30 protein-coding genes are annotated in these 26547 nt (G+C 67.7%); 21 read left to right on the plus strand and 9 right to left on the minus strand.

The window, feature by feature from the left end; translation table 11 throughout:
* Nucleotides 1-160: 160 nt before the first annotated feature.
* The 6 genes from sufC to serA all read left to right on the plus strand — a co-directional run bounded on the left by sufC (nt 161) and on the right by serA (nt 5888).
* Nucleotides 161-946: a Fe-S cluster assembly ATPase SufC gene (gene sufC / locus I8J34_RS16875; RefSeq protein WP_214362806.1), complete on the plus strand. Its 786-nt coding sequence runs from the start codon at nt 161-163 to the stop codon at nt 944-946.
* The gene (gene sufD / locus I8J34_RS16880; RefSeq protein WP_214362807.1) at nt 943-2253 is read left to right on the plus strand and encodes a Fe-S cluster assembly protein SufD; all 1311 of its coding nucleotides are present in this window, start codon (nt 943-945) and stop codon (nt 2251-2253) included. Before sufC ends, sufD begins: the two co-directional genes overlap by 4 nt.
* Entirely contained in the window at nt 2250-3515 is a 1266-nt protein-coding gene (locus tag I8J34_RS16885) for a cysteine desulfurase (protein ID WP_214362808.1), read from the plus strand. Before sufD ends, I8J34_RS16885 begins: the two co-directional genes overlap by 4 nt.
* Nucleotides 3512-3964 carry a Fe-S cluster assembly sulfur transfer protein SufU gene (sufU, locus tag I8J34_RS16890; RefSeq protein ID WP_214362809.1) on the plus strand — a complete coding sequence of 151 codons (453 nt, stop codon included), beginning with the start codon at nt 3512-3514 and terminating at the stop codon, nt 3962-3964. Before I8J34_RS16885 ends, sufU begins: the two co-directional genes overlap by 4 nt.
* A 10-nt stretch (nt 3965-3974) precedes the next feature.
* A complete protein-coding gene (sufT, locus tag I8J34_RS16895; RefSeq protein ID WP_214362810.1) occupies nt 3975-4544 on the plus strand; it encodes a putative Fe-S cluster assembly protein SufT in 570 nt (189 codons plus the stop codon).
* A gap of 111 nt (nt 4545-4655) precedes the next feature.
* Entirely contained in the window at nt 4656-5888 is a 1233-nt protein-coding gene (gene serA / locus I8J34_RS16900; protein ID WP_214362811.1) for a phosphoglycerate dehydrogenase, read from the plus strand.
* 163 nt (nt 5889-6051) lie between these two features.
* Here serA and I8J34_RS16905 read toward each other — a convergent pair whose 3' ends face one another.
* Nucleotides 6052-6834, minus strand: coding sequence for a hypothetical protein (locus I8J34_RS16905; RefSeq protein ID WP_214362812.1), 783 nt, complete (start codon nt 6832-6834; stop codon nt 6052-6054).
* Nucleotides 6835-7556: 722 nt separating this feature from the next.
* Between I8J34_RS16905 and I8J34_RS16910 the strand changes: the two genes are divergently transcribed.
* The 4 genes from I8J34_RS16910 to I8J34_RS16925 all read left to right on the plus strand — a co-directional run bounded on the left by I8J34_RS16910 (nt 7557) and on the right by I8J34_RS16925 (nt 9945).
* Complete coding sequence (locus tag I8J34_RS16910) at nt 7557-8033, plus strand: REP-associated tyrosine transposase (RefSeq protein WP_230411883.1); 477 nt, start codon at nt 7557-7559, stop codon at nt 8031-8033.
* 183 nt (nt 8034-8216) lie between these two features.
* Nucleotides 8217-9275, plus strand: coding sequence for a patatin-like phospholipase family protein (locus tag I8J34_RS16915; protein ID WP_214362813.1), 1059 nt, complete (start codon nt 8217-8219; stop codon nt 9273-9275).
* A gap of 23 nt (nt 9276-9298) precedes the next feature.
* Nucleotides 9299-9697 carry a tlde1 domain-containing protein gene (locus I8J34_RS16920; RefSeq protein WP_214362814.1) on the plus strand — a complete coding sequence of 133 codons (399 nt, stop codon included), beginning with the start codon at nt 9299-9301 and terminating at the stop codon, nt 9695-9697.
* Complete coding sequence (locus I8J34_RS16925) at nt 9694-9945, plus strand: hypothetical protein (protein WP_214362815.1); 252 nt, start codon at nt 9694-9696, stop codon at nt 9943-9945. Before I8J34_RS16920 ends, I8J34_RS16925 begins: the two co-directional genes overlap by 4 nt.
* A 101-nt stretch (nt 9946-10046) precedes the next feature.
* On the opposite strand, the gene I8J34_RS16930 is transcribed toward I8J34_RS16925, so the two are convergent.
* Both I8J34_RS16930 and I8J34_RS16935 read right to left on the minus strand, forming a co-directional pair.
* Nucleotides 10047-10211 carry a DUF1328 family protein gene (locus I8J34_RS16930; RefSeq protein ID WP_214362816.1) on the minus strand — a complete coding sequence of 55 codons (165 nt, stop codon included), beginning with the start codon at nt 10209-10211 and terminating at the stop codon, nt 10047-10049.
* Between the two features lie 48 nt (nt 10212-10259).
* Nucleotides 10260-10463 carry a CsbD family protein gene (locus tag I8J34_RS16935; RefSeq protein ID WP_214362817.1) on the minus strand — a complete coding sequence of 68 codons (204 nt, stop codon included), beginning with the start codon at nt 10461-10463 and terminating at the stop codon, nt 10260-10262.
* Between the two features lie 309 nt (nt 10464-10772).
* Between I8J34_RS16935 and I8J34_RS16940 the strand changes: the two genes are divergently transcribed.
* The 5 genes from I8J34_RS16940 to I8J34_RS16960 all read left to right on the plus strand — a co-directional run bounded on the left by I8J34_RS16940 (nt 10773) and on the right by I8J34_RS16960 (nt 13592).
* Nucleotides 10773-11105, plus strand: coding sequence for a hypothetical protein (locus I8J34_RS16940; RefSeq protein ID WP_214362818.1), 333 nt, complete (start codon nt 10773-10775; stop codon nt 11103-11105).
* A gap of 56 nt (nt 11106-11161) precedes the next feature.
* Nucleotides 11162-11578, plus strand: a complete 417-nt coding sequence (locus tag I8J34_RS16945) for a DUF3024 domain-containing protein (protein WP_214362819.1) — start codon at nt 11162-11164, stop codon at nt 11576-11578.
* 200 nt (nt 11579-11778) lie between these two features.
* Nucleotides 11779-12258: a GNAT family N-acetyltransferase gene (locus I8J34_RS16950; RefSeq protein ID WP_214362820.1), complete on the plus strand. Its 480-nt coding sequence runs from the start codon at nt 11779-11781 to the stop codon at nt 12256-12258.
* Nucleotides 12259-12364: 106 nt separating this feature from the next.
* Complete coding sequence (locus I8J34_RS16955) at nt 12365-12736, plus strand: cupin domain-containing protein (RefSeq protein ID WP_214362821.1); 372 nt, start codon at nt 12365-12367, stop codon at nt 12734-12736.
* Between the two features lie 337 nt (nt 12737-13073).
* Nucleotides 13074-13592 (plus strand): DUF1269 domain-containing protein, encoded by a 519-nt coding sequence (locus I8J34_RS16960; protein WP_214362822.1) that lies wholly within the window; start codon nt 13074-13076, stop codon nt 13590-13592.
* Between the two features lie 50 nt (nt 13593-13642).
* Here I8J34_RS16960 and I8J34_RS16965 read toward each other — a convergent pair whose 3' ends face one another.
* From I8J34_RS16965 to mltA, 5 genes are all read right to left on the minus strand, one after another.
* Nucleotides 13643-13999, minus strand: coding sequence for a rhodanese-like domain-containing protein (locus I8J34_RS16965; protein WP_214362823.1), 357 nt, complete (start codon nt 13997-13999; stop codon nt 13643-13645).
* A 9-nt stretch (nt 14000-14008) separates the two neighbouring features.
* Nucleotides 14009-15367, minus strand: a complete 1359-nt coding sequence (gene chrA, locus I8J34_RS16970) for a chromate efflux transporter (protein WP_214362824.1) — start codon at nt 15365-15367, stop codon at nt 14009-14011.
* Complete coding sequence (locus I8J34_RS16975; protein WP_214362825.1) at nt 15364-16305, minus strand: chromate resistance protein ChrB domain-containing protein; 942 nt, start codon at nt 16303-16305, stop codon at nt 15364-15366. Before I8J34_RS16975 ends, chrA begins: the two co-directional genes overlap by 4 nt.
* Nucleotides 16306-16411: 106 nt before the next feature.
* Nucleotides 16412-17614, minus strand: a complete 1203-nt coding sequence (locus tag I8J34_RS16980; RefSeq protein WP_214362826.1) for an ammonium transporter — start codon at nt 17612-17614, stop codon at nt 16412-16414.
* A 183-nt stretch (nt 17615-17797) separates the two neighbouring features.
* Nucleotides 17798-19066: a murein transglycosylase A gene (gene mltA / locus I8J34_RS16985; protein WP_214362827.1), complete on the minus strand. Its 1269-nt coding sequence runs from the start codon at nt 19064-19066 to the stop codon at nt 17798-17800.
* A 177-nt stretch (nt 19067-19243) separates the two neighbouring features.
* Between mltA and I8J34_RS16990 the strand changes: the two genes are divergently transcribed.
* Together I8J34_RS16990 and I8J34_RS16995 are read left to right on the plus strand one after the other, a co-directional pair.
* Complete coding sequence (locus I8J34_RS16990; RefSeq protein ID WP_214362828.1) at nt 19244-20119, plus strand: ATP-binding protein; 876 nt, start codon at nt 19244-19246, stop codon at nt 20117-20119.
* Between the two features lie 7 nt (nt 20120-20126).
* Complete coding sequence (locus I8J34_RS16995; RefSeq protein ID WP_214362829.1) at nt 20127-21080, plus strand: Nudix family hydrolase; 954 nt, start codon at nt 20127-20129, stop codon at nt 21078-21080.
* On the opposite strand, the gene I8J34_RS17000 is transcribed toward I8J34_RS16995, so the two are convergent.
* Complete coding sequence (locus tag I8J34_RS17000) at nt 21077-22000, minus strand: LysR substrate-binding domain-containing protein (RefSeq protein ID WP_214362830.1); 924 nt, start codon at nt 21998-22000, stop codon at nt 21077-21079. The genes I8J34_RS16995 and I8J34_RS17000 overlap by 4 nt on opposite strands.
* Before the next feature lie 107 nt (nt 22001-22107).
* On the opposite strand from I8J34_RS17000, the gene I8J34_RS17005 reads away from it, so the two are divergent.
* Genes I8J34_RS17005 through I8J34_RS17020 form a run of 4 tightly spaced genes read left to right on the plus strand, consistent with a single transcriptional unit; the run spans nt 22108 to nt 26403 of the window.
* Nucleotides 22108-22566 carry a (2Fe-2S)-binding protein gene (locus I8J34_RS17005; RefSeq protein ID WP_214362831.1) on the plus strand — a complete coding sequence of 153 codons (459 nt, stop codon included), beginning with the start codon at nt 22108-22110 and terminating at the stop codon, nt 22564-22566.
* A gap of 11 nt (nt 22567-22577) precedes the next feature.
* A complete protein-coding gene (locus I8J34_RS17010; protein ID WP_214362832.1) occupies nt 22578-24800 on the plus strand; it encodes a xanthine dehydrogenase family protein molybdopterin-binding subunit in 2223 nt (740 codons plus the stop codon).
* Nucleotides 24801-24805: 5 nt separating this feature from the next.
* Nucleotides 24806-25831 carry an XdhC family protein gene (locus tag I8J34_RS17015; RefSeq protein ID WP_214362833.1) on the plus strand — a complete coding sequence of 342 codons (1026 nt, stop codon included), beginning with the start codon at nt 24806-24808 and terminating at the stop codon, nt 25829-25831.
* A complete protein-coding gene (locus I8J34_RS17020) occupies nt 25828-26403 on the plus strand; it encodes a nucleotidyltransferase family protein (RefSeq protein ID WP_214362834.1) in 576 nt (191 codons plus the stop codon). Before I8J34_RS17015 ends, I8J34_RS17020 begins: the two co-directional genes overlap by 4 nt.
* Nucleotides 26404-26547: the final 144 nt, after the last annotated feature.

Genomic DNA, 26547 nt, shown 5'->3' on the forward strand with positions numbered 1-26547 from the left:
GGCACAACCCTCCGGGCTCAAGGCGGTTTGGTCGCATGGCTGCGTTGCGCCTCCTCGCTTGGGGGCCACCCAAGCAGCGTCGGCGCGCCTTGCCCTGCAACCAAACCGCCATGAGCGCGATGTCCAAAACCATGTCAGCAGCCCCCTTGGAGAACTAAATATGCTCGATATCAACAACCTGCAAGCCTCGGTCGAAGGCAAATCCATCCTCAAGGGCCTGGACCTGCATGTGAAAGCCGGCGAAGTGCACGCCATCATGGGCCCCAACGGCTCGGGCAAGAGCACGCTGGCGCAGGTGCTCGCGGGGCGCGATGCCTTCGAGGTGACCGGCGGCTCGGTCACCTGGGACGAGCACGACCTGCTCGCCATGCCGATCGAAGAGCGCGCCCGCGCCGGTCTGTTCCTTGCCTTCCAGTACCCGGTCGAGATCCCCGGCGTGTCGAACGCCTACTTTCTCAAGGCGGCGGTCAATGCGGTGCGCAAGCACCGTGGCCTGCCCGAGTTCGATGCCATGGACTTCCTCACCCGCGTCAAGGCCGAGATGAAGGCCGTCGGCATGAAGGAGGAATTCCTCTACCGCGCGGTGAACGAAGGCTTCTCCGGCGGCGAGAAAAAGCGCAACGAAGTGCTGCAGATGGCGCTGCTCGAACCGCGCCTGGCGATCCTCGACGAGACCGACTCCGGCCTAGACATCGATGCGCTCAAGGTGGTGGCCGACGGCGTCAATCGCCTGCGCTCGCCCGAGCGCGCGCTGATCGTCATCACCCACTACCAGCGCCTGCTCGACTACATCGTGCCCGACCAGGTGCACGTGCTCTCGCACGGGCGCATCGTGCGCTCGGGCGGCCGCGAACTGGCGCTGGAGCTGGAAGAAAAAGGCTACGGCTGGATCGGCGACAGTGGCGAGGTGCATTCCGCGCCCGAGCCGGCAGGAGGCGCGCAATGAGCGACGTCGACACCTGGCTGGCCCACTACCATGCCCACTCGGCCGTGCTGCCGGGCGCCGAGCTGCCCTGGCTGGCCGACATCCGCCGGCAGGCCATCTACCGCTTTGCCGACGAAGGCTGGCCGACCCGCCGCCATCCGCGCTGGAACCACACCTCGCTGGCCTTCATGGACCAGCAGGACTTCGCCCCGGCCGGCGTCGCCCCCGATGCCGCCGCGGCGCTCGCCCGCCTGCGCGGTGAAGATGCCGGCCACTGGCTGGTGTTCGTCGGCGGCCGCTTCGACGCAGCCCTGTCGGACATCGGCCCCCTGCCCGCCGGCGCCCAGCTGAGCAGCCTCGCCGAGGCGCTGGCCACGCATCCCGAAGCGGTCGAAGCCGCCTTCGGCAGCCATGAGGACGGCGACAGCCCGGCCGCGCTCAACGCCGCGCTGGCCAGCGACGGCGCCTGGCTGCGCCTGGCGCGCGGCGTGACGCTGGAGGCCCCGGTGCATCTGGTGTTCATCGCCGGCGCCGACGAGGCCAGCCGCCACCTGCGCAACCTGATCGTCGCCGAGGCCAACAGCGAAGCCACGGTGGTCGAGCACTACCTGGGCAGCGGCGAGGCCAGCACGCTGACCACCGCGGTCACCCGTCTGCAGGTGGACGCCGACGCGCGGCTCACCCATCTCAAACTGCAGCAGGAAGCCGAGCAGACCGTACACCTGGCGCGCATCGACGCGGTGCAGGGGCGCGGCGCGCGCTTCGCCTCGCACTCGCTGTCCTTCGGTGCCCGCCTGGCGCGCCACGACATCGGCACCCGCTTCGACGGCGAGGGCTGCGAGGCGCTGTTCAACGGGCTCTATCACCTCGACGGCCGGCGCCATGTGGACCACCACACCCGCATCGACCACGCCCAGCCGCGCGGCACCAGCCGCGAGTTCTACCGCGGCCTGCTCGACGGGCTGTCGCGCGGGGTGTTCACCGGGCGCGTCATCGTCGCCAAGGACGCCCAGCGCAGCGACGCCATGCAGCGCTGCGACAACCTGCTGCTGTCGCGCCAGGCAGAGGCCGACGCCCGGCCGGAGCTGGAGATCTATGCGGACGACGTCAAGTGCAGCCACGGCGCCACGGTCGGCCAGATCGACGAGGACAGCCTGTTCTACCTGCAGACCCGCGGCCTGGACGAAACCCATGCCCGCCGGCTACTCACCTACGCCTTTGCCACCGAAGCGCTCGACCGCATCGACCTGGCGCCGCTGCGCAAGCAGGCGCGCGCCGCGTTGATGGCGCGCCTGCCCGGCGGCGAACTGCTGGAGGAACTGTTGTGAACACCGTTGCTGACCCGCTCCGCGCCTCGGCGGCCACCGCGCTGCCGGCGGCGGACGACTTCCCGATCCTCGCCCGGCCGGTGCATGGCCGCCGCCTGGCCTACCTCGACAACGGCGCCACCACGCAAAAACCCAATGCGGTGATCGAGGCCGAGGCGCGCTTTTATCGCGAGTCGAACGCCAACATCCACCGTGGCGTGCACTGGCTGTCGCAGCACGCCACCGAGTTGTACGACGCCGCGCGCGTCACGGTGCAGCGCTTCATCGGCGCCGCGCGGGCCGACGAGATCGTGTTCACTCGCGGCACCACCGAGGCCATCAACCTGGTCGCCAACACCTGGGGGCGCAAGACGCTCAAGGCCGGCGACGAGATCCTGATCACCACGCTGGAGCACCACTCCAACATCGTGCCCTGGCAGATGCTGTGCGAGCAGACCGGCGCGGTGCTCAAGGTGGCGCCGGTGAATGACGCCGGCGAGGTCGAGCAGGACGGCTTCGATGCCCTGCTGGGCGAGCGCACCCGGCTGGTCGCCATCACCCATGTGTCGAACGCGCTGGGCACCGTCAACCCGGTGGCCCGCATGGTCGAGCGCGCCCATGCGGTCGGCGCCGTGGTGCTGGTCGACGGCGCGCAGGCGGTGGCCCACCAGGCGGTCGACGTACAGGCGCTGGGCTGCGACTTCTATGTGTTCTCGGGTCACAAGCTGTACGGCCCGACCGGCATCGGCGCGCTCTACGGCCGCGCCCGGCTGCTCGCCGAGATGCCGCCCTGGCACGGCGGCGGCGACATGATCCGCACCGTCAGCTTCGAGCGCAGCACCTACGCCGAGGCGCCGCAACGCTTCGAGGCCGGCACCCCCAACATCGCCGGCGCCGTCGGCCTGGCCGCCGCCATCGACTATGTGCAAGGCCTTGGCATGGACACCATCGTGGCGCACGAGCATGCCCTGCTTGAGCATGCCACCGCCGCACTCACCGCGATCCCCGGCCTGCGCATGGTCGGCACCGCGGCGGACAAGATCGGCATCCTCTCCTTCGTCATCGAGCATATTCACCCGCATGACCTGGGCACCATTCTCGACAGCGAAGGCGTGGCCATCCGCGCCGGCCACCACTGCGCCATGCCGCTCATGACCCGCTTCGGCATCCCCGGCACCGCGCGCGCCTCGCTGGCGGTCTATAACAATGAAACTGACATTGCCGCGCTGGTCGCCGCCATCGAAAAGGCGCAAACCCTGTTCGGCACGAGGCCCAAACGATGAACACCATGGACGGCAACCTGCGCGAGCTCTACCAGGAGGTGATCTTCGATCACAACCGCCAGCCGCGTAACTTCCACGACATGCCCGAGGCCGACCGCCATGCCGACGGCCACAACCCGCTGTGCGGCGACCAGCTCACGGTGTATCTGCGGGTCAAGGACGACATGATCGAAGACGTGAGCTTCGTCGGCCACGGCTGCGCCATCTCCACCGCCTCCGCCTCGCTCATGACCGAAGCGGTCAAGGGCAAGACGGTGGCCGAGGTCGAGGCCCTGTTCAAGGACTTCCACGCCCTGCTCACCGACATCCCGCCCGAGCGCGACTTCGGCAAGCTCGCCGTGCTCACCGGCGTGCGCGAATTCCCCGCCCGGGTCAAATGCGCCACGCTGGCTTGGCACACCCTGCACAACGCACTGATCGGGGAACACACCCCGGCTCAAACGGAATAAGGAGCGCATCATGGGCGACGCCTACGGCGAAACCGACTCCCGCACCCTGCAGCGCGACTGCGCCGCGATCAGCGTGCCCTGGGGCCAGCGTGAAACGCTCGAGGCGGGCAGCTACGCGCTGATCACCCAGCGCCTCGGCGGCTCGATCACCGTCATGTGCGGCGGTAACCTCTACCGCATCGACGAGCGCAACGCCGACGCCCTCGGCCTCGAACCGCAGCTGCCCGCCACCCCGCCGCCCACCGACACCGGCGAGCGCACCGCCGACAGCGTCGAACAGGCCGCCTGGACCCAACTGGGCAGCTGCTACGACCCCGAGATCCCCATCGACATCGTGAATCTTGGCCTGGTGTATGGCTGCACCGCCGAATCGATCGGGCCCGACAGCTTCCGCGTGGTGGTGAACATGACGCTCACCGCCCCCGGCTGCGGCATGGGCACCCTGATCGCCGACGAAGCGCGCGACAAGCTGCTCACCCTCCCCGGCGTCACCGAAGCCGAAGTCAATCTGGTGTGGGACCCGCCCTGGAGCCGCGAAATGATGAGCGACGCCGCCCGCCTCGAAATGGGCATGTTCTAGCCGTCACCCGCACCGCGGCCAACCCGGCGCAGCCCCCGCCGGGCGGGCTTCAACCCGCCCGCGCCAACCCGACACGCCACCGCAGCCGGCACCTCCTCCGGAGCACGCCCCATGATCGACGAAGCCTTCCACCCCGAAACCATGAAATGCGTCCTGCTCGAAGGCATCCACGCCTCGGCGGTCAGCGTGTTCGAAAGCCACGGCTACACCCATGTGGAGCAGCACGCCACCGCCCTCTCGGGCGACGCGCTCAACGCCGCCATTGCCGACGCCCACATCATCGGCATCCGCTCGCGCACCCACCTCACCGACGCCGTGCTGGCCAAGGCCGAGCACCTGCTCGCCATCGGCTGCTTCTGCATCGGCACCAACCAGGTCGACCTCACCGCCGCCGCGCGCCGCGGCATCCCGGTCTTCAACGCCCCCTTCTCCAACACCCGCAGCGTCGCCGAACTGGTGCTGGCCGAAATCATCATGCTGCTGCGCGGCATCCCCGAAAAGAACGCCACCCAGCACCGCGGCGGGTGGATGAAACACGCCACCGGCGCCCATGAAGCCCGCGGCAAAACGCTCGGCATCATCGGCTACGGCCACATCGGCACGCAGATCGGCATCCTCGCCGAACAGCTCGGCATGAGCGTCCTGTTCCACGACATCGAAAGCCGCCTGGCACTGGGCAACGCCCGCGCCATGCCCACCCTCGACGCCCTGCTCGCCCAGGCCGACGTCGTCAGCCTGCATGTGCCGGATACCGCCGCCACCCAAAACCTCATCGACGCCGACCGCCTCGCACAGATGAAACCCGGCAGCCACCTCATCAACGCCTCGCGCGGCACCGTTGTCGACATCGACGCCCTCGCCAAGGCCCTGGCCAGCGGCCACCTGCGCGGCGCCGCCATCGACGTCTTCCCGCAGGAGCCCGGCGGCAACAGCGACACCTTCACCTCGCCCCTCACCCGCTTCGACAACGTCATCCTCACCCCCCACATCGGCGGCTCCACCCTCGAAGCGCAAGAAAACATCGGCACCGAAGTGGCCACCCACCTCATGCGCTACGGCCAGAACGGCTCCGTCCTCATGGCCGTCAACTTCCCCGAGCTCTCCCTCCCCGTCCAACACGGCGCCACCCGCATCCTCCACATCCACCGCAACGTCCCCGGCGTCCTCGCCAAGATCAACGACATCTTCTCCGCCGCCGGCATCAACATCGAAGCGCAGTATTTGCAAACCGGGCCGGAGCTCGGCTATGCGGCGATTGATATCGATGCCGCGTTGTCGGCGGAGGATCTCAAGCGGCTGCGGGGGATTGAAGGAACGTTGCGGTGCCGGACGTTAGTTCGGTAAGCAAATCACACAGTCAACCATGGGTGCGCACCCACTTGAGCAGGAAGGGCACAGCCTCACGCTTGAGCTATGACGGCCGCGGACGAGTCGTCAGAAGTTCTGCCTCCAACAAAGAAAACCTGGTGCATTCGCCGGACTTTTATCTCTTGAAGCCACAGGTCGATTACTTCACGCCTTCGGCATTTTTCTTATTAAGAATATCCGGCCCGTTCGGTGAAACACCCGGCGGAGGTCCTCCCTCGCCCGGAGGGTCGCCGATCTCTTGTTCCCATAGCGTCGCGACCGCAAAAACAACCGGTACGTCGAACACATACTCCAGCTTCACGGATGTCTCCGAAGAATTTGCCGATTCTCCTCTGACACCAGGGAAACCAAGATCGAGCGCCAGATCCTTGGCGAGTAGGGCCTTGCGAAGGCGCGAGATCTCAGCATCCTTGCTATTGGCCGATTGGTTCCCTTGGTTGTCGGCCTGCGCGTCGTCGGACGCGTACGCGGCCAAGGCCTCAACCACCTTGGCCCTTTCCTTTCCAAGCGCCATCTGCATTTGACCACCGAGCGCACCAGCCCTGTCGGCGGACAAGGAGACACTGAATCGACGTGTAGCATAGGTTTGCCGAACCACGGCTAGACGCACCTCCTGGCATACCTCTCGGTATGCTTTGGAAAAATCAGTCCTGATGGCCTTAGCCTTGGCCCACATCTCTTTCTGTTCCGGGGTATTCTGCTTGGCCAGTTGCTGAAGGAACTGCACTCGGGGAAGTTCGTTCACCTCGGCAAGCGGGATACTCAGGGTGTAGTACAAGTTGCGTTCTTCTGAGGCGCCAAAGCCCCACAGTCCGCTCCCCGTGGGCAGTGATATGCCAAAGCTCTTGGCGTCCCCCAGCTTGCTCACCAATGCCGGGAAGCTGGCAACTGGCAACCTCGGGTGTGGCTTCTTGGACGCCATGGGATCGCCAATCTTTCCGTTCTTGTCTGGAAGTGAGGGGTAGAACCGATCGCTCTCCGGAGCGGGAGTTCTGTCCGAGGCCGGAGCGGTGGAAAACAGGTTCCCTATTCTCTCGGCCGGGAACGCCTCCTTGGCCTTGGGGTCATCGTTGTGGCAAACAAGGAAGATATCACCAGGTCTTGTGCTCTCGTCCGGCGGGAAACGCGCGGTTAACCGATATGGCGCAAGGAGTTTTCCCCATAGCCCGCGAAGGTCGGCAAACTCTCGCGTTGCCTCATCTGTAGAGGACTGGACTGGTGGACTCGCACAGCTCGACATGAATGCAGTCGCGAACGCGATAGTGGGGATCAAGACACGACTTGTGCGCATAATCAGCTTCCTTCGCTGTTGCCGAGCAAGACTCACCGCTTCAGCCACTATCCTCGGCAAGTACCGCCACTTCGGCCAATGCCATGGCGATATCCCGAATTTAGCCTGGCCTCCTGGCATGCCAACCGCATTCTTGCGTAGCGCAGCACACACCCAAAAGGGGTAGTCTCCATGGGCGCTCGGAGCGCCGCATCTGGCGCGGACCTCCTGAAAACTCGCCGCTCGTCGGGAGACCAGTTTTGGGTGAAAACGCATGCAGTTCAGCTCGCGTAGGGCGGAAAAGCGAAGCGCCTTCCGCCAAACGTTCTCCGCATCCACCGCCACCGCGAAAAGCACAAAGAAACACCCCTTGAATGCCCGACTACCGCCGAAACCGCATCCCGGGCGGGTGCTACTTCTTCACGGTCAACCTGCTCGACCGCGACAGCGATGCACTGGCGGTGCACATCGACCTGCTGCGCGATGCCGTTCGAAAGGTGCGCACGCGCCGTCCGTTTCACATCGACGCGTGGGTGGTGCTCCCTGATCACAAGCACGCGGTGTGGACGCTACCGCTGGGCGATAGCGATTACTCCGGCCGCTGGCGGGCGATCAAGATTGCCTTCGCCAAGGCGCTTCCGAAAACGGAATGGCGATCACCGAGGCGCGTTGCAAAGGGCGAGCGAGGCATCTGGCAGCGTCGGTTCTGGGAGCATACGATCCGGGATGAAAGCGATTACGCGGCGCATGTGGACGACGTCCTTATCAATCCGCTCAAACGCGGACTGGTCGAAGCGGCAGGTGACTGGCCGTACTCATCGCTTCATCGCTGTGTCGCGCGCGGCGACTAACTAGCTGGACATCTCTTGATTTCGCTGCCGCCATCGCAGCCTTCGTCGCACCCTGATACAAAACCAGTCGCACTATTGCTGCAGCGCAGCATCTATTGACTGTAGTGTATCTCCGTTCATTCACTCACTTCCAGACGCCTGCGCAGGCATCAGTGCCAGCGAACCGTCGGCAAGGAGGTCGATTTGCGGATCAATCCCTTCTCTCATCGAAAGACCATCAGCCTGGCCCTACAGGGCGGTGGCGCGCACGGGGCGTTTACCTGGGGTGTGCTCGACTATCTGCTCGACGCCGGCCAGCTTGAGTTCGACGCCGTCAGCGGAACCAGCGCCGGCGCGATGAACGCGGCGGTGCTGGCGCAGGGGCTGATGGCGGGCGGGCGCGACGGTGCGCGTGAGGCCCTGGCGGCGTTCTGGAAGGCGGTGGCGGGCAGCGTTCCCTTTGACATCACCGTACGCACGCTCGATGGCGACAGCGGGACGCTTGCGCCGGCGATCAAGATGATGATGATGTGGACGAGCTTTTTCTCGCCTTACGAGCTCAACCCGTTCGACCACAACCCCTTGCGCGACGTGGTGACGAAGCAGATCGACTTCGAGCGATTGCGGCGCGAGAGCCCGCTGCGGCTGTTCATTGCCGCCACCGAAGCCAACACGGGTCGCCTGCGGCTGTTTCGCGAGCGCGAGCTGACCGCCGACGCCCTGCTTGCCTCGGCCTGCCTGCCGTCGGTGCATCACAGCATCGAGATCGATGGCGAGCACTACTGGGACGGCGGTTTCGCGGCCAATCCGGCGGTGTTTCCCTTGTTCTACACGGGCAAGAGCCGCGACATCCTGCTGGTGCTGATCAACCCCATGCGCCACAGCAAGACGCCCCGCAGTGCCGATGAGATCCGCACGCGCAGCATGGAGCTTGGCTTCAGTGCGAACTTTCTGCGCGAGATGCGCATGTTTGCGCATGCCCGCGAGTTTGCCGAACAGCAGCCGTGGTGGTCGCGCGGCCGGCTGGAGCGGCGGCTGCTGTCGACCAACTTCCATCTCATCGAAGCTTCGGAGGTGATGAGCCAGCTGTCGGCCGAGTCCAAGCTGTCGGCCAACGGGTCTTTTCTCGAACGGCTGCGCGACCTAGGCCGCGAGCGTGCGCAGCAGTGGCACGCAGCCTCGGGCCATCATGTTGGCGAGCGCCCATCGATCGAGGTGGCCGGACTGTTTGGCTCACCGTCCACTCCGGAGACGACGCTCTGATGCGCGCAGGCAGAGCCCCCCGCTTGAGCCGCTTGCCCGAAGCATTGCGCGGCAGGTCGTCGACAAACACCACCCGCTTGGGCACCTTGAACAACGAGCCGCTCATGCACATGGGCGATCAGCTCCTCGGTTCTGGCCGCGGCGGCCTGCTCGGTCCGCTCAGAGACTTCTTTACGGGTCGGGACGATTGGTTTGCGCTGTACGCCGCAGATGGGCGCATTGACGACGAAACCTTTTGCGACGCGGTCAAACGCGGCAATTTCAGGCTGCACCCAAAAGGACGACTTGGACGAAGCGAAGGCTGCGTGGTGATTGACCGTGCCGCAGACTATGTCCATCTGCGCACGCTGCTCAAAAGCGTTCGCCCACAAACGGTGCCTGGCGCCTCTTTGCAGGCCTATGGCAGCTTGGTGGTGACATGAAATCCCGCACGATTGCCGCCATGAGTGTGGCCACGCTGGCACTCACCTATGTACAGATGCGTTTGTGGCTTGCCAGTGATTGGTCGGAGGCGGCCTGGACCTGGATCAACGCTCGACTCTCTGATGGCGCTAATCCCGGCCTTGCCTCTGATATCGAACTGATTGCCGCATGGGCCGGCTCGTTTGTGGTGTCGCTGGCGGTGGTATGGGGTGTCCGGGGCTTGTTTGGCGGGCGCTGTATCGGCTGACGGGCTGTGCAACACCTTCGGATGGTGAGCGTTGGGTCTTGATGGACGAGGCCTCGTCACGCACAAGAGCCGGGCCTGAATGGCGCCCGGCTCATGGGCCATCATCGCCCTCGGGTGGCGTTGATCAGGAAGCTGACGACCGCCATGACGAGGAATATCACGAACAGGATTTTGGCAATACCTGCCGCACCGGCGGCGATACCGGTGAATCCGAAGATCGCGGCAATGATGGCGATGATAAAGAATACGACTGCGTAGTGAAGCATGATGCCCTCCTCCCCCCGTCGCCGTGGGGCTTCGGGGGCGATTCGTGATTAGTGGCGCTGCGAGGCTTCCCAGGCCCTCATCTGTTCTTCGGCGACCTCGCGCGAGATGCCGTAGCGCTCCTGGAGTTTCCCGGCCAGCACTTCGCGCTGCCCTTCGATCACATCCAGATCGTCGTCGGTGAGTTTGCCCCACTGCTTTTTAGCGCTGCCTTTGAGCTGTTTCCAGTTACCTTCCAGCGTGTCGCGGTTCATATCTCGACTCCTTTTGTCTCATTGGATTGGCGAAGGCATCGGAGACTGGCATGACGGCTGTTCTGATCCGATGCATGGTTTCACTGTAGTGAATCGACGCGTCGATCTGCATCAGCACAGGCTGAAAGCGGCGTAGGACGTTGCCTACAACGCAGTCCGTTGCCGGTTGAATTCGCAGTGCAAGAGCAGATCGCACGGCATGTGTTTTCCGGTCGATTCCCGTCGCGGCTGGCGGCGGCACTTCAACAATTGGCGACACGCCCCTAGAATGGGCTCACGATGTCGTCGGGTAGCCGCTCAGGCAAGCACATGAAAAGCATTCGCGAATCCGATTGGAAGGTGCTACGCCGTTTGCATCCGGTGGCGCTGGAGCGCTATTGCGAGCGGACGCTCGGGGAGTGCGTTCAGGTGGCAACGGATGGCGGCGAGTCGGCGCACGCGCGGTATCTGGCGCTGTACCGCCTGGTAAAGGCGCGCGACAAGACGCTGGCGATGGCCTTCGACGATCTGCGCCGCTCCACGGCGATCACAACGCTGATCGCCCTGGTGGGGCTGGACCTGCTGACCGCCGCCGAGCTCGATGCATTAAGCGACGAGACGCGGGAGATCGTCCTCGGGGCACTGGAGCCGCTGCGCGAGTAGACGCGGCGCCCGGGTCTTGAAGGCGGGTGGCATGCGCCGCGGTCGGCGGTCGCCGCTTGGGTTTCGGGATGCGCGGCGCTGGCAGCGCGCCGATTTTATTCAGCGTGAAGGAGGGGAACACGGTGGCATTGAGCGAACTGGAAACGGCGCGGCTGCATAAACGGGTCGGGGCATATGTCGAAGCTCGCCGGCCGCCACCGCATGTTCGCCGCGAGTTGGATCTTTCGTATCGGGTGAGCGGGCAGAGCTTCGAGCTGTTCGAAGTGCGGCAGGCCTGGCGCGGAGCACCCGGCGAGACCATCGAGCACCCGATCGTGAAAGCGACCTTCGTGAAGACGGTGAATGCCTGGCGGATCTACTGGCAGCGGGCCGATCTCCGATGGCACCGCTACGAGCCGTACCCGACCGCCCGGACGATCGACGAGGTGCTGTCGGTCATCGAAACGGATGAGTACGGTTGCTTTTATGGCTGAACGGCGGTGCGGCCCCCACCGCCCTACCGGTGCGGATCGGCACGCGGGCGCGCTTGTGGCGACCCCGCTCGCGGAGTAGCGCGTAACGCTCTCCAACCACCTGCATCAGCGCTAGAGCACGACGTTTTGCAAACCATGCCGGCCGCGCCCGGTCTTCACCTGCGCTTTGTGCCGACACACCGTATCGACCCCGCCCCGCAATGACGTTGACCTTGATCCGCCTGAGCGAAGCCAGGCTTTCCGACCTGATTGCGCTGCACAACGACCCCAGCGTCTTGCGGCACATGCCGCTCGCCGGTGCGGCCTTCGACGAGGCGACATGCCGACGGTGGGTCGAGGACAAAGAGCGCCAGTGGGCACAGAACGGCTATGGGCCGTGGGGCGTGCTGGTCGATGGTGAGTTTGCCGGCTGGGGCGGGTTCCAGCAGGAGCAGGGCGATGCGGATCTCGCGCTGGTGCTCTCTGCCCGACATTGGGGGCATGGGCGGGCCATCTATCAGGTGTTCATCAAGATGGCGTTCGAGGACATGGGCCTGGCGTCCATCACAGCACTGCTGCCGCCGAGCAGGCGCCGCGCCAACGGGCTACTCCGGTTGGGGTTCGAGGCGGACGGCTCGGTGCAGATCGCCGGCTCGGTGTTCAACCGATACCGGCTTTGGGCGCCCGCGCAGGGTCGCTGAGCGGAGCGATCTGGCCCGCAAACGGACCACCCCATGGCGCCGTCACGATGCCGCGTTCGGCCCACCGTGCTACAACACGCTTGGCATAACAACCAAGGAGCCCCCAATGCAACGCACAGCCGCCCCCCGCCAGATCGCCGAATCGCTCACCGAACTGTGGTCGCCCCGCATCATCGGCGAGTTGGACGATTCCTACGTGAAGGTCGCCAAGGTCCATGGCACCCTCGGCTGGCACAGCCATGACAACGAGGACGAGCTGTTCTTCATTCTCAAGGGGCAATTGCGCCTCGAGATGGCCGCCGAGACCGTCACGCTGTCCGAAGGCGAGATGTTCGTGGTGCCCAAGGGCGTGCAGCACAACCCGGTGGCCGAGGCGGAGTGTCTGATCCTGCTCATCGAACGCAAGACAACGCTGCATACGGGCAACGTGGTGACGGAGCACACGCGCTCGCTGGCCGAGCAGTTGCGGTCGGTGTGAGCCGGCAGGCTCGAAGAGGCTGACATCGCGGCGGCGGCGGTTCGTTGCCCCGCCACGGCGGATGCCTTCGTCAACACCCTTGGCGCGACCTGCCCGACCGGGACCGCGTGCCACCGCCCGGCGATCCACCCGCGGCGGCTGAAACCTTGCCCCGTCGAAGGCGGTCAACCTCCTACGGACAACACCGAGGGCATCGCGCGACATCCCGGTCCGCGCGCGCCGGCCCGGGTCTGTACGCAGACCCTCGCCGCCGGTCCATCCTTCGGTATCGCACCGGGACGAGGCCGCGGACGAGCAGAAGCACCCGGCCCTCGGATAGCCCATGAAGGAGAACGTCATGAGAGGCTTGAAAAGGTTGTACTTCCTGGTCCCCGATGTGGACACCGCACGCAAGATCATCGACGAGCTGCTGCTCGCGCACGTCCCCTACGAGCACATCCATCTGCTGGCACGCGCCGGCACCCCGCTCGAAGACTTGCCGCAGGCCGGTATCACGCAGCAAACGGACGTTGTGCCGGCGCTGGAGCGCGGCTTGGCTGTCGGCGGCACCCTGGGGGCGCTGGCCGGGCTGGCCGCGCTGGCGTTTCCGCCGGCCGGCGTGGTGGCCGCCGGTGGCGCGATCCTGTTCGGTGCGCTGGGCGGTGCCGGTTTCGGCGCCTGGGTGTCGGCCATGATCGGCGTGCGTCTGCCCAACTCGCGCCTGGAGCGCTTCGAAGGGGCCCTGGAGCAAGGGCTGTTGCTGATGATGATCGACGTGCCGCGCGACCGGGTGGAGGAGTTCCAGGACACCATCAAGTCGCATCACCCCGAGGCCGAAATCGAGGGCACCGAGCCGACCATCCCGGCCTTTCCCTGAGGCCTCCCACGCCTGAGCACGCCGCCCACCGCGCGGCACGGCAAGCCTGCCTAGTCGCCTCCACCGGCAGCTTGCCGGCTCGGGGTTTCGATGTCGGCCACCGGCGCCTCGCCAGCCTTCCAGGCGGCGATGCCGCCCAGCAGATGGCGGGCATCGCAGCCCATGGCCCGCAGCGCCGCGGCAAGCCCCTGGCTGATCTCCTGGCCATGGGCGCAGTACAGCAGCACCAGGGCATCGCCGGCCACCTCGTCTTTCCAGTCCAGCCAGCGCGCCGGGTCCTCCCAGCGGCTGCCGGCGATTTCGGTGCCATCTGCGGCGCGGGCAGCGGCCCGGCGCACGTCGATGAGGGTGTGCGGCAGCGCGCCGCCTTGCCATAGCCGTAGTTCAGGGACGGTAACGGGGCGCATGACGGCCTCCTAGCGCAGCAGTGACAGCACCAGGCCGACCCCGGCGCAGGTGGCGATGACCTCGATCACGCCGCGCCTGAAGCGCAGCAGCGCCACCGCGGCGCCCAGCGCGATGAGCGCCGCCACCGCATCGAAGCTGCCGCCCCAGCCCGCCGGCCATAGCACGTGATAGCCGAAGAACAGCGCCAGGTTGAGCACCACCCCCACCACCGCGGCGGTGATGGCGGTGAGCGGCGCGGTCAGGCGCAGCTCGCCATGCGTGGACTCGACCAGCGGCCCGCCGGCGAGGATGAACAGGAAGGACGGCAGAAAGGTGAACCAGGTCACCAGACAGGCCGCCACGGCGCCGGCCAGAAACAGGGATTCCGGCCCGAACAAGGTCTTGAGATACCCGCCGACGAAGCCGACGAAGGCAACCACCATGATCAGCGGGCCGGGCGTGGTTTCGCCCAGCGCGAGACCGTCGATCATCTGCGTGGGCGCCAACCAGCCGTAGTGCCCGACCGCGCCCTGGTACACATAGGGCAGCACCGCATAGGCGCCACCGAAGGTGAGCAGCGCCGCCTTGGTGAAGAACCAGCCCATCTGCGTGAGTGTGTGATCCCAGCCGAGGCCGGCGACGAGCAAGCCCATCGGCACCACCCACAGCACCGCACCACAGGCGAGCACCGCCGCCAGGCGCGGCCAGCGAAAGCGGGCATGCGCCGGGGTGGGCGTGTCGTCGTCGATCAGCGCCCGGCCAAAATCCCCCTCGGCCGGGCGATGGCCGCCGCCAGTGACAAAGCAGGCCGGTGCGACACGGCCGCCGACATAGCCCACCAACGCCGCCCCCAACACGATGGCCGGAAACGGCACTTGGAGCGCGAAGATGGCCACGAACGCGGCGCCGGCAACCGCCCACAGCGCCTTGTTGCGCAACGCGCGCGACCCGATGCGATGCGCCGCCTGCAGGACGATGGCCGTCACCGCCGGTTTGATGCCGTAAAACAGTCCGGCCACCAGCGGCACGTCGCCGAAGGCGATATAGATCCACGACAGCGTGATCAGGATCAGCAGCGAGGGCAGCACGAACAGCGCACCGGCCACCACGCCGCCCCAGGTGCGGTGCATCAACCAGCCGATGTAGGTGGCCAGCTGCTGCGCCTCGGGGCCGGGGAGCACCATGCAGTAGTTGAGCGCATGCAAAAAGCGCCGCTCCGACAGCCAGCGGCGGCGCTCGACCAGCTCCTGGTGCATGATCGCGATCTGCCCCGCCGGCCCGCCAAAACTGATGAAGCCGAGCTTGAGCCAGAACAGCACGGCCTCGCCGAAGCCGACCGCGCGCGGCGCCTCGGCAGGCGCGCTGACGGCGGATGTCGCCGGGGTCATGACGACGCGCCTCCATGTTCGAAACGGGTCAGCAAGGCGTCGAACACCGCGCCGGCAGCGGCCAGCAAGGCGTCGTCATCGCCGATCGAATCGCGCAGCCCGGCCAGCACGCTCTCCACGCCGACCGCCTCGGGCGGCTGCACGCCGCCGACATCCAGGTAGTGCACCAGCACGCCGAGACGCGCCAGCGCCGGCTGCGTCAACCCGAAGCTGGCCAGGAGCACCTCGAAACTCACCAACCCGCCCACATGGCTGAAGCGGGCGCCATCGAAGTCGAAACCCAGGGCATCGTCGGGGCAGTCGGCGGGCGAGGCCAGCCACACAATGGCGGCGGCAGGGTCGATGAAGCGGCGGATCAGCCAGGCGCAGGCGAGGCGGTCCACCCACGGACGCTGCCGCGTGGCCCAGGTCCGGCGCTGGAAATCAGCGATCGCCAGCGTCTCGATGCCCCCCGACCGGCCATGCGGCTCGTCCGGCGCCAGCACGCGCGCGGCCTCCTGCTCCAGCGCCTGCAAGGCGGCATCGACCTGCTGCTGCGCGCGGCCGGGGAAGAAATCGATGTCGGCAATGCCGGCGAAGGTCTTGCGCAACTTTCGTAGCTGCTTGATCGCGCTCGCCACCGAGTCAGCCGCGAGACTGTCGCGAATGACCGACAGCTCGGCGAGCAAGGCCGCGTAGTCGTCGCCACGGTCGAAGCGGCCGGCGAAGTCTTCTCCCTCGACGCTCTCGGCCCGCAGCACATGGGCGCTGCCGCCGCCTTCGCGCACGTCGGTGGCGACGGCTTCAAGCTGCGTCGCACACTCCTCGCGATCCGGCATGAGATAGACACCGTCGCGCAACACCGCCGCGCCGGACTGCTTGAGCGCCCGCCAGGCGCGCATACGGACCGTTGCGTTCTCGGTGGGCAAGCTGAGGATGAGTACGAGCCAACAGTTCATGCAACATACGCTACACCTACGTAGCGTATGTTTCAACATTCTTTTTCGCACCCCAAAACAAGGACGGCCCCGCGGGGCCGTCCTTGTCATGTCGCGTACTGCGGGCTCACCAGGTGGCGTCCCGGTCCGGCGTCGCCGAAATCTTGTGGATGGTCAGGTCGGCGCCTTCGTACTCTTCCTCGGCGTCGAGGCGCAGGCCAGCGACCGCCTTGATGATGCCGTAGATCAGGTAGCCGCCGACGAAGGCGAAAACCACCCCGGCGACCGTGCCGATCAGCTGGCTCATGAAGCTCACGCCGCCCATGCCGCCGAGCGCCTGGCTGCCGAAGATGCCGGCGGCGATGCCGCCCCAGGCGCCGCACAGGCCATGCAGCGGCCACACACCAAGCACATCGTCGATCTTCCAGCGGTTCTGGGTGAGGGTGAACATCTGAACGAAGAGCCCCCCGGCGATCACGCCGACCACCAGCGCACCAATCGGGTGCATCAGGTCGGAACCGGCACATACCGCCACCAGCCCGGCGAGCGGGCCATTGTGCACGAAGCCCGGGTCGTTCTTGCCCATCACCAGCGCCGCCAACGTGCCGCCGACCATGGCCATGAGCGAGTTGACCGCCACCAGGCCGCTGATGCCCTCGACCGTCTGGGCGCTCATCACATTGAAGCCGAACCAGCCGACAGTGAGGATCCATGCGCCCAGCGCCAGAAAGGGAATGCTGGAGGGCGGATGCGCGGCAATCGCGCCCGACTTGTTGTAGCGGCCATGGCGTGCGCCGAGCAGCAGCACCGCGGCCAACGCGATCCAGCCGCCGACGGCATGCACCACCACGCTGCCGGCAAAGTCATGGAAGGTGGCGCCGAAGCTGGCTTCGAGCCAGGCCTGAAAGCCGAAATTGCTGTTCCAGACCACGCCTTCGAAAAAGGGATAGACCAGCCCCACCAGCAAGGCGGTGGCCGCCAGCTGCGGGTAGAAGCGCGCCCGCTCGGCGATACCGCCCGAGATGATGGCCGGGATCGCCGCGGCAAAGGTGAGCAGGAAGAAGAACTTGACCAGATCGTAGCCGCTGCGCGCGGCCAGCACGTCGGCGCCCTGGAAGAAACTCACGCCATAGGCCACGGCATAGCCGACGAAGAAATAGGCGATGGTCGACACGCTGAAATCGACCAGGATCTTGACCAGCGCGTTGACCTGATTCTTGCGCCGCACGGTGCCAACTTCGAGGAACGCGAAGCCGGCATGCATGGCAAGCACCATGATGGCGCCCAACAATACGAACAGGACGTCACTGGATGTCTTGAACTGCTCCATGAAAATACTCCCCTTTGCACAATAGGGGAGCATTTAGCAGATCACGTGCCAGTGTCTCGATGCTTACGAATCAATCACTTACAAAATCACGCCCCAAGACGGCGCATTGAGGCGGCACCGCTTCGGTGCAAAATCCGGACCACGAAGCCCCACTATCGTGCATGCGCACCACGGTATGCGTCATTACGGTGCAAGCCCCTTCGGCAGCAGCACCCACATCGCACCGTTCTGTTTCATGCGACCGGCTTCGGCCCCGGCCGCATCGCCGAAGCCCCAGAAGAAATCGGCCCGCACCCCGCCGCGGATGGCGCTGCCGGTGTCCTGCGCCATCACCAGCTGGCGCAACGGCTGGTTGGTGTTGGGGCGCGTGGTGTCGAGGAACACCGGTGCGCCGAGCGGCACCGTCTGGCGGTCGACCGCGATGCTGCGCTCGGCCACCAGCGGCACGCCGAGGGCGCCGATCGGGCCTTCGTCGTTTTCCGGCAGCGCTCGGAAGAACACATAGCTCGGGTTCTGGTCGAGCAGCTCGCGCAGCCGCGCCGGGTTGGCGCGCGCCCAACGCTGGATGCCCTGCATCGAGGCCTCGGAGAGTTTGAGCGCGCCCTGCTCCACCAGCCATTTGCCGATGGATTTGTAGGGATGGCCGTTCTGGTCGGCATAGCCCACGCGCAGGAAACTGCCGTCGGGCAGCTCGACCCGGCCCGAGCCCTGCACCTGCAGGAAGAACAGCGCGATCGGATCGTCCGCCCAGGCCAGCACCGGCGCGGGGAAGTTCTCGCCCTGGGCCGCCACCTCGCGGCGCGTCCAGTAGGGCACCAGCCGGTTGCCGTCGAGCCGGCCGCGCAGGCGCATCGGCTTGAGTTCGGGGTAGATGCCGGCCAGGTCGACCGAAATCATGTCCTGCGGCACGCCATGGATCGGCCAGGCATGCCGGGCGCTGCGCTCCAGCGCGCCGCGGATCAGCGGTTCGTAATAGCCGGTGACCAGGCCATTGGCGCTGCCGTCGGCGTTGCGCACCTGCCAGGGGCGGAAGTTGTGGTCGAAGAACTGCCGCACCACGGCGCGCGGCGGGCTGTCGCCCAACGCATCGGCTTGGGCGCACACCGCGCTCCAGGCCGCCTCCTTGCGCAGCACCCGGCAGGAGCGCCGCCAGGCCGGCCAGGCGGCTTCCAGCGCATCGACCTGCCAGCCGGGCAGATCCGCCCAGCGGGCGGCCACCAGCCGCCCGGGCGCCACGGCGGGCGTGGCCGCCGGCGCGGAGGGTGCGGCGGCCTTGGGCGGCACGGGCACCGGCGTCGTCACGGGGCCGGGCACGGGAGTCGGTGCCGGCGACACCACCGGCGCCGGCACCTGCGCGCAGGGCGGGCATTCGAGCGGACGTTCGGCGGCGCAGGCGGAAAGCAAAACACTCAGTCCGGCCAGACGCGACCAGACGGACAGACGAAGAAACATGGCAGGCAGATCAGTTACACTCGGGCGAGCGAAGCCGGCAGTATAGCCGCGACCGCCCTTTCCCAACCTGCCACCGGAGCCCTGCGATGTGGGTCATCCTGCTCGAAGCCGGCGTCGCGCTGGCGCTGTTGCTTGTGATTGTGTGGGCCACCTGGCCGCGTAAGAAGAACTCCTCCGATGACACCGACCGCTCCTGATCTGGCCGCCTTTTTCACGCGCCTCGAAAAGACCCTCGACCGACTCGATGCCTGGCTGCCCGGCCCGCCCGAAGCGCCGGACTGGGACAGCGCCATCGCCTTTCGCTGGCTGCGTCGCGGCGCCCACGCCCGGCTGGAGGCGATCCCCCACCCGCACCTGATCCGGGTCGAAGACCTGCAGGATGTGGACGACCAGGTCGAGCGCCTGGATGCCAACACCCGCCAGTTCGTCAAGGGCCGACGCGCCAACAACGCGCTGCTCACCGGCGCGCGCGGCACCGGCAAGTCCTCGCTGGTCAAGGCCATGCTGGCGCGCTATGCCGACAAGGGCCTGCGCCTGATCGAGGTCGACAAGCAAGACCTGATGGACCTGCCCGAGATCGTCGAGCTGGTGCGCAACCGGCGCGAGCGCTTCGTGCTGTTCTGCGACGACCTGTCCTTCGAGGACGCCGAGCCGGCCTACAAGGCGCTCAAGAGCGTGCTCGACGGCTCGCTCGCCGCCGTGCCCGACAACGTCATCATCTACGCCACCTCCAACCGCCGCCACCTGATGCCCGAGTACCACGCCGAGAACCGCGAGGCGCGCAACATCGACGGCGAGATCCACCCCGGCGAGGCGGTGGAAGAAAAGGTGTCGCTGTCCGAGCGTTTCGGCCTGTGGCTGTCCTTCTACCCCTTCAGCCAGGACGCCTACCTCGACATCGTGGCGCACTGGCTGGCCGAATTCGGCGTGAGCCCAGCCAAGATCGACAAGGCCCGCACCGACGCCCTGCAGTGGGCGCTGATGCGCGGTTCGCGCAGCGGCCGCGTGGCCTGGCAGTTCGCCCGCGACTACGCCGGCCGGCACGGCAAGTGAGGCCCACATGAGCGACACCGCCCAGCCCAAGAAGCGTGTCGAGGTGGCCGCCGCCGTGATCACCCGGCCGGACGGCCATGTGCTGCTCGGCCAGCGCGCGCCCGGCACCTTCTACCCCGGCTACTGGGAGTTCCCCGGCGGCAAGGTCGAGCCCGGCGAGGACGCCCGGGCCGCGCTGATCCGCGAACTCGACGAGGAGCTCGGCATCAATGTCGACATCTGCTGGCCGTGGCTGATGCGCGAGCATGACTACGAGCACGCCAATGTGCGCCTGCATTTCTTCGAGGTGCCCGAGTGGTCGGGCGATCTGAACGACCATGTGCACAGCGCCTTGGCCTGGGAGCACCCCGAGCACTTCATGGTCAGCCCGATGCTGCCGGCCAACGGCCCGATCCTGAAAGCGCTGCGCCTGCCGCGCGACATGGCCGTCACCGACGCCGCCCACCGCGGCGTGGACGAACAGCTCGCCGCCCTCGACCACGCGCTGGCCGCCGGCCTCAAGCTGGTGCAGGTGCGCGACACCACGCTCGACACACCGGCACGCGAGCGCCTGGCCCATGACACGGTGCGCCGCTGCAAGGCCGCCGGCGCCATGGCGTTCATCAACGGCGACGCCGATCTGGCCCGCCGCAGCGGCGCCCACGGTCTGCACCTGCCGGCGCGCCAGCTCATGGCACTGACGTCGCGGCCGGATTTCGACTGGGTCGGCGCCTCCTGCCACAGCCGTGCCGAACTGGAGCACTGCGCCCGCCTCGGCCTCGACTACGCCGTACTCGGCCATGTGAACGCCACCCCCAGCCACCCGTCCACCCCGGCACTGGGCTGGCAGCGCTTTTACGACATGACCCGCCTCTTGCCGATGCCGGTGTTCGCCATCGGCGGCGTCAGCGCCGAACAGATGGGCGTGGCGCGCGCGGCGGGTGCCCACGGCGTGGCGGGCATCCGCGGGCATTGGGGCTAGCGCGGCGCTGGCTCGCCCGCACCGCCTCGGAAGTGATCGGTGAACACCCGCAGCCGCGGCGGCATGTGCGCGCGGCTCGGGAAGTACAGATACATGGCCCCGAGTGACAGCGCGTAGGTCTCCAGCACCGACACCAGTCGGCCGCTGCGCAGGTCGTCAGCCACCAGCGATTCGACCGTCTGCACCAGCGCCAGGCCACTGCGTGCCAGCTCGATCTCGGCAGCCAGATCGTTGATGATGAAGCGGCCGCTCACATCCACCTCCAACGGCTGCCCGTCACGCTGGAACAACCAGCGCGACAAGCGCCCGCTCGAGGCATAGCGATAGCGCGAACATTCGTGGCCAGCCAGCGCATCGGGGCTGTCGGGAATCGGGTGTTGGGCAAAATAGGCGGGCGCGGCGACCGTGACCAAACGCGTGATGGGCCCCAACGGTAGCGCCACCATGTCGGCCGCGATCTGCTCGCCCATGCGCACGCCGACATCGAAGCCCTCGGCCACCAGGTCCACCAGATGGTCGTCGAGCGCGAACTCCACCCCCACCTCCGGGTAGCGCGCCGTGAACTCGGCCAGCCGCGGCAAAAAGAAACGGGCAAAGGCCATGCGCGGCAGCGTCACCCGCACCAGCCCCGCCGGCTGGCTGCGACTGTGCTCGATGGTGCCGACCGCGCCGCCCAGCTGCGCCAGCCCCTCGCGCACGCCGTCGAGCATGGCGGCGCCCTCCTCCGTCAGCCCCACCCGGCGTGTGGTGCGCGCCAGCAAGCGCACGTCAAGGCGACGCTCCAACGAGCGCACCGATTGCGACAGCGCCGAGGCCGACACGCCCATCTCCTCGGCCGCCCGGCTGAAGCTGGCATGCCGTGCCACGCATTCGAAGGCCGCCAGCGCAGGCAGCAGGGCGGGGTCAAGTTTTAAGCTCATCTTAAAAGACTGTTTGGCATTGAGGCGTCGATCTTAATACCTATTCATCTTATGGTGCACAAGTTGCGGTCCGCAGAGGCCGCGTCCTCGACCCCAGGAGAGACCTCATGATCCGCTTCACCCTCAACGGCAAGCCGGTCAGCACCGATCTGCCCGGCGACACGCCCCTGCTGTGGGCAGTGCGCGACGGCTTCGCGCTCACCGGCAGCAAATTCGGTTGTGGCATGGGCCTGTGCGGCGCGTGCACCATGCATGTCGACGGCGACCCGGTGCGGTCCTGTTCCACGCCGCTGTCAGACATCGCCGGCAAGACCGTCACCACCATCGAAACCGTCGGCGCCGACCGCGTCGGCGCCGCGGTACAGCAGGCCTGGCAGAAGCTCGACGTGGTGCAGTGCGGCTACTGCCAGTCCGGCCAGATCATGTCGGCCACCGCCCTGCTGCAGAGCAACCCCAAGCCCACCGATGCTGACATCGATGCTGCGATGGCCGGCAACGTGTGCCGCTGCGCCACCTATGTGCGCATCCGCGCCGCCATTCACGAAGCGGCCCGCACGCTGGCCTGAGGAACGCGATCATGACGACCCGACATACCCGCATCGAAAACCTCTCGCGCCGCGACTTTCTCAAACAGGGCACCGGCCTCACCCTCGGCGTGCTCCTGCCCACCGTGCCGGCCCAACTGCTGGCCGCCGGCGCCGGACCGGGCATCGCAGGCAGCGGCCCGGTGGCGGCCGCCAGCTTCGCCCCCAACGCCTTCGTGCGCATCGGCGCCGACGACACCGTCACAGTGATCGCCAAGCATCTCGAAATGGGCCAGGGTGCCCACACCGGTCTGGCCACGCTGGTGGCCGAAGAACTGGACGCCGACTGGGCGCACGTGGTGGTCGAAGGCGCGCCGGCCGACGCCGCCCGCTACAACAACCTGTTCTGGGGCAAGGCCCAGGGCACCGGCGGCAGCACTGCGCTCGCCAACTCTTTCATGCAATTGCGCCAGGCCGGCGCCGCCGCGCGCAGCATGCTGGTGTCGGCCGCGGCCGCCGAATGGGGCGTGCCGGCCAGCGAGATCCTGGTGCGCGAGGGCGTGGTGAGCCATCCGAAAACCCAACGCCAGGCCCGTTTCGGCGCCCTGGCCGAGGCCGCCACCCGCCAGCCGGTGCCGGAATCGCCGACGCTCAAGGATCCGAAAGACTTCCGCCTCATCGGCCGCCATGCGCCGCGCAAGGACAGCCTGGCCAAGACCACCGGGCAGGCGACATTCACCCAGGACATAAAGCTGCCCGGCATGCTGGTGGCGGTGGTGGCGCACCCACCGCGCTTCGGCGCCACGGTCAAGTCGGTCGACGACAGCGCGGCGCGCAAGCTGCCCGGCGTGGTCGACGTGGTGCAGATTCCCACCGGCGTCGCCGTGTTGGCCCATGACACCTGGCGCGCCAAGAAAGGCCGCGACGCGCTGAAGATCGAATGGGACAACAGCGCCGCCTGGCGCGGCAGCAGCGCCGCGGTCGTGGAGCGCTACCGCGAACTGGCCGCCACACCCGGCCGGCCCGCACGTCAGGACGGCGACGTCGACGCCGCGCTGGGCAAGGCCGGCCGTGTCTTCGAGGCGGAGTTCGTCTTCCCCTACCTCGCCCATGCCGCGATGGAGCCGATGAACTGCGTCATCCGGCTCGACGCCGACGGCTGCGAGGTGTGGAACGGCGAGCAGTTCCAGACGCCCGACCAGCACGCCCTGGCCGCCCTGCTCGGCCTCAAACCCGAGCAGGTGAAGCTCAACATGCTATTCGCCGGCGGCAGCTTCGGCCGCCGCGCGGCGCCGAATTCGGACTACCTGCTGGAGGCCGGCCATATCGTCAAGGCGATTGACGGCCGGGCGCCGGTCAAGCTGGTGTGGCTGCGCGAAGACGACATGCGCGGCGGCAACTACCGCCCGCTCTACCTGCACCGCCTGCGCGCCGCGCTCGACGACGCCGGCCGGCCGCTGGCCTGGTCGCAGCGCATCGTCGGCCAATCCATCCTCACCGGCACCGCCTTCGAGCCGATGATGGTCAAGGACGGCATCGACGCCACCTCCGTCGAGGGCGCCGCCAACCTGCCCTATGCCGTGCCCAACCTGCAGGTCGAGCTGCACACCACCAATGCTGAGGTCAAGGTGCCGGTGCAGTGGTGGCGCTCGGTCGGCTCGACACACACCGGTTTTGCCACCGAGGCCTTCCTCGACGAGCTGGCCACGGCGGCCGGCACCGACCCGGTCGACTACCGCCTCAACTTGCTCGACGCCCACCCGCGCCATGCCGCGGTGCTGCGCCTGGCCGCCGACAAGGCCGGCTGGTCGGCCCCGCTGGCCGGGCGCGACGGCATGCGGCGCGGGCGCGGCGTGGCGCTGCATGAGTCGTTCAACACCATCGTCGCCCAAGTGGCCGAGGTGAGCGTCGCTGCCGACGGCACGTTCAAGCTCGACCGCGTGGTGTGTGCGCTCGACTGCGGCGTGGCGGTCAATCCGGACGTGATCCGCGCGCAGATGGAAGGCGGCATCGGCTTCGCGCTGGCCGCGGCGCTGACCGGCGAGATCACGCTCGATGACGGCCAGGTGGTGCAGTCCAACTTCCATGACTACCCGGTGCTGCGCATCGACCAGATGCCGGCGGTGGAGGTGCACATCGTCCCCTCGGCCGAAAAACCCACCGGCGTCGGCGAGCCTGGCGTGCCGCCACTCGCCCCGGCGCTTGCCAACGCCCTGTTCGCCGCCAGCGGCAAGCGCATCCGCCGCCTGCCGATCGGCGACCAGCTCAAGGCCTGAGCGCCATGGACAGCCTCGACCTGGAAGTACTCACCCGCGCGCGCGACTGGCTCGCCGACGGCCGGCGGGTGATGCTCGCCACGGTGGTGCGCACCTGGGGCTCCTCGCCGCGCCCACCGGGCGCCCTGCTCGCCCTGCGCGACGACGGCCGCGCGGTCGGCTCGGTGTCCGGCGGCTGCATCGAGGACGACCTCATCCGCCGCCTCGCCGCCGAGGGCCTGCCGGCGCAGCCGCAGGTGGTGAGCTACGGCGTCGGCGCCGAAGAGGCGCGCCGCTTCGGCCTGCCCTGCGGCGGCACCATGGAACTGGTGCTCGAACCGCTCGACCGGCCCGCGCCGCTCGATGCGCTACTTGCCCGGCTCGCCGCCGGCGAGCTCGTCGAACGCCGGCTGACGCTGGCCAGCGGCGCCGTGCAGCTCGCCGCCGCGCACCCCGAACAAGGCCCAAGCTTCGACGGACGCACCCTGGTGAGCGTGTTCGGGCCGCGCTACCGGTTGCTGCTGATCGGCGCCGGCCAGCTCTCGGCGATTCTCGCGCGCATGGCGCTGGCGCTCGATTTCGCCGTCACGGTGTGCGACCCGCGCGAAGAGTGGTCCGAGGAATGGGCGGTGCCCGGCACCACGCTCAGCCGCGAGATGCCCGACGACCTGGTCATCGCCATGCGCCCCGACGCCCGCATGGCCGTCATCGCCCTGACCCACGACCCCAAGCTCGACGACCTCGCGCTGATGGAGGCGCTGCGCACACCGGCCTTCTATGTCGCCGCCCTCGGCTCGCGCCGCAACAACGCGGTGCGCCGCGAGCGGTTGCGCGAATTCGATCTCGACGAAGCCCAGGTCGCCGCCCTGCGCGGCCCGGCCGGGCTCTACATCGGCAGCCGCACGCCGGCCGAGATTGCCGTGTCTGTCGCCGCTGAACTGGTGGCCGTCAAGAACGGCGTCGCGCCCGAGCGCGTGCTGCCGGTGGCCGAGGCCAAGGCCGCGCTTGAGGTGGCCGCCGACACCCTGTCGGCCTGTCGCAGCGGCGGATGAACCCGCAAGGCATCCTGCTCGCCGCCGGCTACGGCCGGCGCTTCGACCCCACCGGCGGGCAGGACAAGCTCCTCGCCCCGCTCGCCGACGGCCGCCCCGTGCTGTGGCACAGTGCCCGCGCACTGGCCGACGCCCTGCCCGGTAGCCTCGCGGTGATCCGCCCCGGCCAGCCGGAGCGCGCCCGCTGGCTGCGTGAGGCCGGCTGCCGCGTCCTCGAAGCGCCCACCGCCGAGGCCGGCATGGGCCACGCGCTGGCCGCCGCCATGGCCGCCAGCGCCGAGGCCGACGGCTGGGTCGTCGCCCTGGCCGACATGCCCTGGCTCCCCCCCGCCGCCATCCGCGCCGTCGCCGCCCGCCTTACCCCCCCCGCCACCGTCACCGCCCCCCGCCACGCCGGCCGGCGCGGCCACCCGGTCGGCTTCGGCCGGGCCTGGGGCGCGCAACTGATGGCACTCGACGGCGACCAGGGCGCGCGCGCGCTGCTGAGTTCGGCGACGCTGACGCTGTTCGACTGGGACGATGCCGGGGTGCTCAGGGATGTCGACACGCGGGACGATCTGCCGGATCGCTGACCCGCATCCCTCCGGTTTGCTTGGCACGGCGAACGCATCCGGCGAGGGAGACGCATCTGCGCCGCTCGGCGACAGCGGCGTGTCTTTCTGACGGCCGCCCGACCGGGGTGGCCGGTGTGCTGTCTGCGGGTCGTTCAGGCGCTC

The sequence above is a fragment of the Denitromonas iodatirespirans genome, from assembly GCF_018524365.1.
GTDB classification, from domain to species: Bacteria; Pseudomonadota; Gammaproteobacteria; order Burkholderiales; family Rhodocyclaceae; genus Nitrogeniibacter; species Nitrogeniibacter iodatirespirans.